General features: G+C 39.8%; 8 protein-coding genes. 2 read left to right on the forward strand and 6 right to left on the reverse strand.

Going from position 1 to position 8,909, the window contains the following annotated elements; genetic code table 11:
• On the forward strand, positions 1–218 hold a 218-nt coding region (locus tag Q0162_RS02380), incomplete at its 5' end, for a hypothetical protein (RefSeq protein WP_297888528.1).
• A 72-nt stretch (positions 219–290) separates the two neighbouring features.
• On the forward strand, positions 291–1,214 hold the full coding sequence (locus tag Q0162_RS02385) for an alpha/beta hydrolase-fold protein (RefSeq protein ID WP_297888531.1): 924 nt from the start codon (positions 291–293) through the stop codon (positions 1,212–1,214).
• A gap of 182 nt (positions 1,215–1,396) precedes the next feature.
• On the opposite strand, the gene Q0162_RS02390 is transcribed toward Q0162_RS02385, so the two are convergent.
• The 6 genes from Q0162_RS02390 to Q0162_RS02415 form a co-directional block, all read right to left on the reverse strand.
• Positions 1,397–2,728 carry a DUF4374 domain-containing protein gene (locus Q0162_RS02390; RefSeq protein ID WP_297888534.1) on the reverse strand — a complete coding sequence of 444 codons (1,332 nt, stop codon included), beginning with the start codon at positions 2,726–2,728 and terminating at the stop codon, positions 1,397–1,399.
• Positions 2,729–2,773: 45 nt separating this feature from the next.
• Complete coding sequence (locus Q0162_RS02395; RefSeq protein WP_297888537.1) at positions 2,774–4,900, reverse strand: TonB-dependent receptor; 2,127 nt, start codon at positions 4,898–4,900, stop codon at positions 2,774–2,776.
• Positions 4,901–4,976: 76 nt separating this feature from the next.
• Entirely contained in the window at positions 4,977–6,848 is a 1,872-nt protein-coding gene (gene mnmG / locus Q0162_RS02400; RefSeq protein WP_297888540.1) for a tRNA uridine-5-carboxymethylaminomethyl(34) synthesis enzyme MnmG, read from the reverse strand.
• 5 nt (positions 6,849–6,853) lie between these two features.
• A complete protein-coding gene (locus Q0162_RS02405) occupies positions 6,854–7,333 on the reverse strand; it encodes a hypothetical protein (protein ID WP_297888544.1) in 480 nt (159 codons plus the stop codon).
• 46 nt (positions 7,334–7,379) lie between these two features.
• On the reverse strand, positions 7,380–8,135 hold the full coding sequence (locus Q0162_RS02410; RefSeq protein WP_297888547.1) for a hypothetical protein: 756 nt from the start codon (positions 8,133–8,135) through the stop codon (positions 7,380–7,382).
• A 127-nt stretch (positions 8,136–8,262) separates the two neighbouring features.
• Positions 8,263–8,909, reverse strand: a 647-nt coding sequence (locus Q0162_RS02415) for a gliding motility-associated C-terminal domain-containing protein (RefSeq protein WP_297888551.1), incomplete at its 5' end; no start/stop codon positions are given.

Genomic DNA, 8,909 nt, shown 5'->3' on the forward strand with positions numbered 1-8,909 from the left:
AACTTTTTTTGAAAGTTTTTTATAATGCGTTGATAATGAGTGAAATATTTTTTGAAGAAAAACTCGGAGAGACTCGGAGAAACTCAGGAGGGGGTGCGATCCGCACGGGCGGGGTGAGTTGCAAGGGCAGGGATGAGGTGGGAGGGGTGGGGGATTTTTGGGGGAGAAACTTGGAGGTTTTGGAGGGAGGGAATGGTGGGAGCAGTGAGAATAATTGAGTAGTTGATATTTTTTAATATCTTTGCACCTATTTATAATTAACAATTTACAATTATTTATATAAATCAATAATGAAAAGAGTTTTTATATTTTGGTTATTTGCTTGCTCTTTTGCTATAGGGCAGAATTCTATTTGTATAGGTGAACAATTATCGGTTTCTTCTAAAACATTAGGTGAAACACGCTCTATAAGTGTGTATTTGCCTGATTCATATTATGATTCTACCTTGAAAGCAACGGATTATCCGGTGGTGTATCTGCTGGATGGGGAGACAAACTTCAACTATTTTAGTACTTTAATGGAAAAACTGGCTCAGGGGGTTCCTAATGTGCCTGAAATGATTGTCATTGGAATTGAAAACACTCAGCGTGAAAGGGATTTTGGGAGCGATGGTGATCGTTTTTGGCAATTTATGGCTGATGAACTTATTCCTTTGGTTAAAAAACAATACAGATGTAGTGATTTTCGCATTTTAGTAGGTCACTCATTAAGTGGATTGGCGGTGGTTTCTGCTCTTAACAAACATACGGAGCTATTTAATGCTTATATTGCACACGACCCGAGTTTATGGTGGGGGAAAAACGATGGAGAGCGGTTGTTCGAAGCGAGTAAAGGAAAGGATTTCAAACATCGGATTTTTTATTTATCGTATTCGGGGAAGAAGGTGCGCAATAATGGTCGCAGTAGGCATCGTGAGGCGATAGAGTCGGTGCAGGCAATGACTACAAAGGGAGCTTTTAAGAATTTGGAGACTTATTTTGCTGAATATCCCAACGAGAATCACGGTACGGTGCAGGTGGTAGGGAATATGGATTTGATGCGGAGGCTTTTTGCAGAGATGTTTATCGACCGCAATGATATTGAGAAAAATCCTGCGATTATCCAGCAACGGTATGAGGCACTTTCTAAAAGGTTGCATTATAAGTTTGTGCCGAGTGAGAAGTATTTGAGAGCTACTGAGAAATGGCTGGAGAAAGTGAAACGTGAAAAGTAAAAATAGGAAAAAGGCTGTCCGAAAAGTTTTATTTATGCGGGCGTTTGCAAAACGCCCGTACATAACACACTCTAAAAGTAATTGATTTTCAGATCTATAGACTTTGTCAAAGTTTTGGGACTTTGACAAAGTTTGTGATGCAAAAGCGATTTTGAGACTTTTCGGACAACCTCTTTGTTTTATTATTTGAAGTGACCAATGGCGTTGATGAAAGAAGCGCCTTTGACTACTAAGCCTTTAGTAGCAGTATTGGTAGCAGGGTTGATGATATAGATAGCTGGGTCGGTACCTTGTTCATTTACGGGTAAATATACTTTGCCGTTGTAGACACAAGGTGCTACAGGATTTGAAACAATATTAGAGAATTTAGTTGGTTCGGGGAGACCTGTTACCCAGTTTACTGTTTTGGCTTCTACATCGACGATGGCGAACTTGTAGACATCCATTGAGCGGAGGGTTGCTTTGGTTGCATCGTTGAAGAACTCGAGCAAGAATTTATTGCCTGTGATATGCCATACACGGCGGAAGATACCTCCGTTAGAAGCGGCGTCGATATCAAAGAAGTAGGAGCTATCGAAATTGATTTCTCCGTTTTTGATACGCAAAGCACCTGCTTTTTTGGTTGCATTTTCGGCTTTTGCTGCAATACCTCCTGAGAATACATATACATCGCCGTTTTCAACTTTACCCATTTCTAATAGATATTGAGATTTGAAACGCCCTGATGAGTAGCTTAGTTTATCGCTTTTGTAGTAACGTTTTAAGTTTAGGTTTTTGTCGAATGCGCCTACATAGAGCATATCGGGTTTGTTGATTTTGCCGGTGCTTGATCCTTGTCCTGGTCTTACATCTTTATAGTCGGAGACTATCATACCGGTGAGGAACTCGCCATTGCCGTTGTCTAAGATACCAGCGAAGGATACAATTTCTTCTGTTTTGGTGGTTGTATCTCCATTTACTTCAGTAAAGAGGTTTTTGGTATGGATGGTTTTCTTTGAGACTTCAGTATAGTCGTTAGCATTGCGGAAGACGAAGGTGGCGCCATCTCTACCGCTACCATCGGCGAAAGTTTGTCCGCCCACAGCCGTAACGAAATAATTATCGAAATAGCCAAAAGTGGTGGCGCGTTCGGCTACTCCGAACTCGGTAAGGGGTTTTACACCTTTATCGGTACGTATATATGAGACGCCGATACCTGCTGCGTTGAACTCATACGACAAGCCCATAGCTGTATTTTTATGGAACATCCAGAAGTATCCGTTTGCTTTTTTAAGTTCTTGTACATTTGAGCCTAAAGGTACTTCTCCGCTTTCTACGTTGTTTGAGAGGAGTACATAACGGGTTCTGTTGTTTTCACCACCTGCATCGATGAAGAAATTACCTTGTCCTAAGATGGTTTTATCTTCACTTCCAGTGGTATTATCATCGTCTTTTTTACAAGACGTGAGGACTACGAGGCTAAAGAGAGAGCCTACAAGTAGCGTTTTTTTGAATGTTTGAAAATTGATATACATATATTTATTTTTAGGTTTCAGGGGTCAGGAATTAGGTTTTAGGGGTTAGTAGAATCGGTAGGAGAGTTTGGCATAGAAGGCACGACCGGCTTTTTGGAGGCTGTAGTTATCGTACAGGAGCTCATCGGTGATGTTTTTGGCTTCTACGGAAAAACTTAACCGTTTGTTAGGGGTGTGGTAGGTAAGGCTGACATCGTGAGAGAGCTGTTGAGGGACTATGATTTTGGCTCCTTCGCTTTGCCAAGAGAGGTAGAACTGTTCCGTATAGAAGGCATTGTAAGAGAGTGAAAGTTGGTCGTTTTTAGTTATTATATTAGGTAGGTTATAAGTAGCGTCGGCATTACCAAATAGGTAGGGTATATTGGGTACACGGTCGTTATAGATGATTGAGGTAGCACCTGTGGAGGTTTTGCGTTCTTTGTTTCGGATATCCATATAGGTGAAATTTCCTCCTATTGAGAAAGTATTTTTATAGAAGTACCTAAGGGAAAAATCGGTGCTAAGATTAAGTACTTCGCCGTGGTTTTTACTACTTCCTGCTCCTGCACTACTTATGTTTCTAATGATATAATCTTTGACATGCCTATAAGCAAAACCTCCTTCTATTAAGAAAGAATGATTTTTGAAAGTAGGCTGATAGGAAAGGTTTAAATTTAGGTTATTGCTGTGCTCTGGTTTGAGTTGGTTATCACCTATTTCAAGGTCGCCATCTCCAAAAAGTTCACGATCGGTAGGTAGGCGATAAGTTTTTTCGTATGATATTTTTGCTTGCAAAGTTTTTAATAGTTGATAGGTAGTAGCCAAACCATACCCTAAAGCTTCAGTATTGTGAGTCAGTTCTTGATAGACTGCATTATATCCATTGCCACTTACAATCACAGGTCCTGTTACTTGGGTATTGTAGTATTTCCCAAAAACAAGAGTATTCCATCGTTCAGAAAGTGTAAATTTATACGATAATCCGGTAATATTTTTTTGATTGATGCGTTTCATAAAGTCAGATTGGAGGGTATAAGGGGTAATAATTTGGCTTTTGGTTACGCGTTGATAATTACTAAAGGTATGGGTGAGCTGAAAGGAGTGAGCCTCTTTTAGTTGGTAGTCTAAATGAGAGGTTATGTAGCCTGTTCTTCCTTCGAGTAGTGTATTTTGATATTGTGCTTCACCGCGAGTAGGCTTCTCACGATAATTTCCGTTCCAGCTGTATTGTCGTGCTTGTTCATCTACATTATTAGTGGTGGTTAGGTCGTAGCGTCCTGAGAGGAAGAAGTTTAATCCTTTAACGATTTCTCTTTTTCCGTATTCCATTGATGAGGAATATGTATAAGAAGTACGATATTTGCCTCCAAATACTATCTGCATTAGGTTGGCATTTTGGAGTTGTTTATCCTCTTGACTATAATTGAGGGCAAAAGAAAGTTTATCAGCCCATTTTTCATCGAAGATATTCACGCGACCTATGATAGCCTCGTTATGATAACGGTCGTGAAAGCGTTTGAACCAACGTTTTTCTTTAGAGTAAGTACCTGTTTGGAGATCGAGATATTCGGTAAATACTTTATAGCTGTTATCGGAGTAATTTTGGTAAGCACTGAGTTCTACGCTGATGTTATCGGTGAGAAATTGCCCGAGGTTTAAAGTACTTTTATGAGTGTTGAAAGAACCAAAAGTATAGGATAGATTGCCGTAGTTGTATCGGCTTTTGCGCGTTACTACATTGATAGCGCCCCCAAGAGCATCAGCACCAAAAGTAACAGGTACCACACCTTTGTAGATTTCGATACGTTCGATAAGTTCAGCGGGAATATTATTAATGCGAAAAGAGGCATTCGCTTCGTTCATAGGAACCCCATCGATAAAGATACGCACGTGACGACCGGTAAAGCCATTAAGATTGATTGCTGTCTCTGCCCCAACTCCACCAGTTTCGCGCATCTTTACCCCCGATACACGAGCAAGCATATCGGCAGCATTGCTGTTGAGATTGCGGAGCTGTTGGGCTTCGATAGCAACCACGTTGTAAGCTGCTTTTTGTACTTGCTTAATAGGTGATTGCCCTGTAAGCACAACCTCACTAAGCTGCGTAACTTCTTCATCTACAGGCTGAGAGAAGATTTGAATTACAAAAAATGATGCTAATAAAAAGGTGATATTTTTAGGTGATAAAAACATTATTGTATCTCTATTTTTAGAATAACGGGGGCAAAGGTACGAAAATTATTTTGAATAATCCTAAATTAGCAACACTTTATCTTCCCATATATATCAACAAGATACTAATATCGGCGGGAGAGACACCGCTGATACGAGAGGCTTGAGAAAGGGTTGTTGGGCGTATTTTCTTTAGTTTTTCACGTCCTTCGAAAGAGAGAGAAATGATTTTGTCGTAATCAAAATTATCGGGAATGCGCACGCTCTCTAAACGATTCAATTTATCGGCATTATTGCGTTCTTTTTCTATATAACCTGCATATTTAACTTCTACTTCAGCACAAGTTTTTTCTTCTTCATTAAGATTATTTTCCTTTATATAACTTGCGATGCGGTCTATAGACTCAAAATCGGCGAGGGTTACATCGGGGCGTGAGAGTACTTTTTGGAGTTTATCACCTTGTTTCATTGGTGATGAATCGTACTTTTCGAGAATAGGATTCACTTCGTCGGGGGTAACGCTCAATTCCTTTATATAGGTAATGAACTCATTTACTTTGCGATTTTTGGTTTCCCAAGCGCGGTAACGCTCTTCACTTACCGTACCTATTTCATATCCCAGAGGAGTAAGGCGGCTATCGGCATTATCCTGACGGAGCAAAGTGCGGTATTCGGCACGTGAGGTGAACATACGATAAGGTTCTTCGGTACCTTTGGTGATAAGGTCGTCGATGAGTACTCCTATATAAGCCTCGTCGCGTTTTAGTATAAAAGGTTCGCGTTCGCGCACTTTTAGCACAGCGTTGATACCCGCCATCAGTCCTTGAGCGGCAGCTTCCTCATAACCCGTTGTACCATTGATTTGTCCGGCGAAGTATAAGTTTTCTATGAGTTTTGTTTCGAGTGTATGTTTGAGTTGGGTAGGCGGGAAATAGTCGTATTCAATTGCATAACCAGGGCGGAGGAATTTCACTTTCTCAAAGCCTGCCACCTGACTAAGGGCAGCATATTGCACTTCTTCTGGCAAAGAGGTTGAAAAACCATTGACATACATTTCTACAGTATCCCATCCTTCGGGCTCTACGAATATTTGGTGACGCTCTTTATCGGCAAAACGGTTGATTTTATCTTCGATAGAAGGACAATAGCGAGGTCCTACGCCGTGTATAATTCCTTGAAACATAGGCGAGCGGTCAAAGCCCGTACGAAGGATATTGTGTACGCGCTCGCTGGTGTAGGTCATATAACAATCTTTTTGTACAGCAAGTGGTTTTGTTTCAGAAGAAAAAGAGAATTTTTGAGGATGCTCATCCCCTGGTTGAGGAATCATCTTGCTGAAATCGAGAGAGCGGGCATCTACACGCGGTGGCGTACCTGTTTTCATACGACCAGCTTCAAAACCGTGTTGCACGAGACACTCGGTAAGCCCATAGGCAGCGGGTTCGCCTACACGACCGCCACCGAACTGTTTAAGCCCTATGTGCATCACCCCATTGAGGAAAGTACCATTGGTGAGCACCACACTTTTGGCTTTGATAGTAACCCCTAAAGAGGTGCGTACCCCCACTACCCTATCCTTTTCGATAAGCAGGTCGTTTACCATACCTTGGAAGAAATCGAGAGTAGGGAGGCTTTCCAACTGTAAGCGCCACGCTTCCGAAAATCGCATACGATCGGACTGAGCGCGCGGACTCCACATCGCAGGTCCTTTGGACTGGTTGAGCATCTTAAATTGGATAGCCGTTTTATCGGTAATAATACCCATATAGCCGCCCAGTGCATCGATTTCACGTACTATTTGTCCTTTGGCGATGCCCCCCACAGCGGGGTTGCAGCTCATTTGGGCTATATGTTGGAGGTTCATAGTAATAAGGAGGGTTTGTGCGCCCATATTGGCAGCAGCAGCAGCAGCTTCGGCACCTGCGTGCCCTCCGCCTACTACTATCACATCATATTCTGTTGTAAACATTTGTTTTAGATAAGAGTTAAGAGATGAGAATTAAGAGCTTTGATGCTTTTTTCGAATCGTTTAATAATTTTAGGGCTAGAAACTTTAGTCCACAATTGAGGTTGTTCGTACCAAGCAGTAGTTGCTCCAGCGCGGCTATAACCGAGTTCTAACTGTCCGTTGATATTTACTATAAAGTAGTAATCGGAAGGGAAATAAGCATCTTTTACATCGAAGAAAACAATAGCTTTAGGGAGGTAGAAGTCGCCATATTCATAGGTAGTGTGGGGTTTTTCGGTATTCCAGACTACGGCATATTTAAAAGACAAATCTTTTTTCCAAAAAGCAAAGGTAGATTTCTTTTGAGGGAGTTCAAAAATCTGGAGAGCATCTTCTGGGATGAAGGCGCTGATTTCTATGATTTTATCAAACAAATCAACCGTAATAACTTCGTTTTTCAGAGGGGTATCATGTAGTTTTTTTTCTCTATAATATATACGTGGCATAATGCTGTAAATCTTTTTTTGAGGGGGCAAAGGTAGTAATAATTTGTTAATTTGGTTTGAATTGTTTTTCTTTTTTGTTGTATTGCCATTCTATGATAGTTTTTTGTTGGTTTAGAATTTCTTCGGTACAAAAACCTTCAGCATCAGGTATGATTTGTATTTTTTTGGTAGTACGTTGTTCAATTAGGGTATAAAATCCTTGGATTTTTTTGGAAGAAATATCAAAATGGCTAGTAAATTCTTCTTTATTGCCATTGCAATGGATATTTCCATTTCTAATTTTGGTTTCTTCTATTTTTCCTGAATAACTCATCACATTGGCGGTAAAGATATTTTGGAGATTTTTACCTTTGGGTATTAGCCAAATCAATTCTTCGCGTCCTATAGGGTTGTATCTCAAGCTATTGGAAAAGAAAGCTCTCAACTGATAAGTAGTATTTTTATTATCTAAAATCTGAGTACGAGGTACTATTTCTAAACCTCTCAAGGAGTTATCTTCGTTTATAATCCATTGATTTTCTCCTTTGTAATAGGCTTCTATTTTTTGTTTGACGAGGTTATAATTTATGACATACAAATCTAATTTTATAGAACCTTGTTCTCTTTTAAGGAGGGGGAAAGCGATAAGTTGATGCAATGAGTCACTTTGTATATTTTGCTTAGTATAGAAATCCCAATATACTTGACGTTTATCGATTTTAAGTTTTTTTTCGATAGTTTTGAAAGCAGGAGTATCATAAGGGAGGGTTTGAGCGGAATTACACAAGGGTAAAAACAGCAAAAGATAGAGATAATATTTCATTTTATTAGTTTATATAGGGTTATTAATTTGATGCAAAGATACAAATAATTTGTTGATTTGTTAATAAAAAAAAGTAGTTAGCCAATTGAATGACTAACTACTTTTTTTAAGAATTACTTTTTAGTTTTTATTTTTTGAGATACAACCAACCAACTTTAGATTGTTTTTGATTGTTTTCATCGATGTATTCAATAACGTAATAGTAAGTACCTTGAGGGAGGTTCTCGCTACCTTCTATAGTTACTCTACCATTAGAGAATCCTTTGAATACTTTATGCACGTTGTCATAACCTTCTACATCAAATACTTTCACTCCCCAACGGTTGTAAATACGTACCGTATTGTTAGGGTAGGATTCTATACCTGCTATGTGGAAGTGATCATTTTGAGGATTACCATTGATATTTACAGCGTTATAAATAGTTAGGCCACTAGTAACTCTTATAGTTACTGTAGCTGTAACGCATACCCCATCAATATTGCAAAGCTCATATAGGAAAGTATCAGTACCTACGAAATTAGTATTTGGAGTATAAGTTACTGTATTATCAAGATTGACTACTGCTGTACCATTAGCAGGAGTAGTAGTGACATGAGGGGTTATTCCGTGAGGAGTATCATTGCGCAACACGTCAATCACAATAGGAGTATTGACAGGAGTTGTATCCATATCGTTCACTGCCACAGGTACTGCTACTGCTGTTCTATGTACTACAATTGTAGTGGTAGCTGTGCTACAGTTGCCTGGGTTCAAGACTTCACAGATAGTATAAG

Source organism: uncultured Capnocytophaga sp., assembly GCF_937936315.1.
Taxonomy (GTDB): Bacteria; Bacteroidota; Bacteroidia; order Flavobacteriales; family Flavobacteriaceae; genus Capnocytophaga.